Origin of the sequence: Pseudomonas syringae group sp. J248-6 (genome assembly GCF_032586995.1) — a bacterium.
In the GTDB taxonomy this organism is placed as follows: Bacteria; Pseudomonadota; Gammaproteobacteria; order Pseudomonadales; family Pseudomonadaceae; genus Aquipseudomonas; species Aquipseudomonas amygdali.
Window position 1 is genome coordinate 1 of the sequence record NZ_JAWHOP010000048.1, and the last position, 829, is coordinate 829.

An 829-nucleotide genomic window follows, 5' to 3' on the forward strand; every position below is an offset into this window, starting at 1 on the left:
TGCCCTTCCTCCCAACTTAAAGTGCTTTACAATCCGAAGACCTTCTTCACACACGCGGCATGGCTGGATCAGGCTTTCGCCCATTGTCCAATATTCCCCACTGCTGCCTCCCGTAGGAGTCTGGACCGTGTCTCAGTTCCAGTGTGACTGATCATCCTCTCAGACCAGTTACGGATCGTCGCCTTGGTGAGCCATTACCTCACCAACTAGCTAATCCGACCTAGGCTCATCTGATAGCGCAAGGCCCGAAGGTCCCCTGCTTTCTCCCGTAGGACGTATGCGGTATTAGCGTCCGTTTCCGAGCGTTATCCCCCACTACCAGGCAGATTCCTAGGCATTACTCACCCGTCCGCCGCTCGCCACCAGGTACAAGTACCCGTGCTGCCGCTCGACTTGCATGTGTTAGGCCTGCCGCCAGCGTTCAATCTGAGCCATGATCAAACTCTTCAGTTCAAACATCTAACTGGGTTTTGAGAAAACCCTAAACTTGGCTCAGCAATCGTTGGTTACATCTTTGATTTCTCGCGGAGTAACTTGGGTTGCTGATAATCTGTTGACTTCAGTCTGACACCACAAGCACCCACACGAATTGCTTGATTCAGTTGTTAAAGAGCGGGTGGTTAAGAGCTTTCGTCTCAACCGAGGCGCGCATTCTACAGCGTCTCTTGTATCTGTCAAGCGGTTATTTTAAGAAGTTTTCAAAGTTTCCTTTGCAACTTCAACCACTTGCGCTTCGATCAACTCTGCAGTTGCTCATCAGCGGGAGGCGAATTCTACAGCGTTACAACCGCGTGTCAAACTCTTTTTTCTCACCGCTGTCGATCACTGC

At 50.9% G+C, this 829-nt stretch carries 1 rRNA gene; it reads right to left on the minus strand.

The features are described from left to right. A 16S ribosomal RNA gene (locus tag RYC17_RS26790) occupies positions 1-453 on the minus strand; the annotation flags it as partial. Positions 454-829 lie beyond the last annotated feature (376 nt).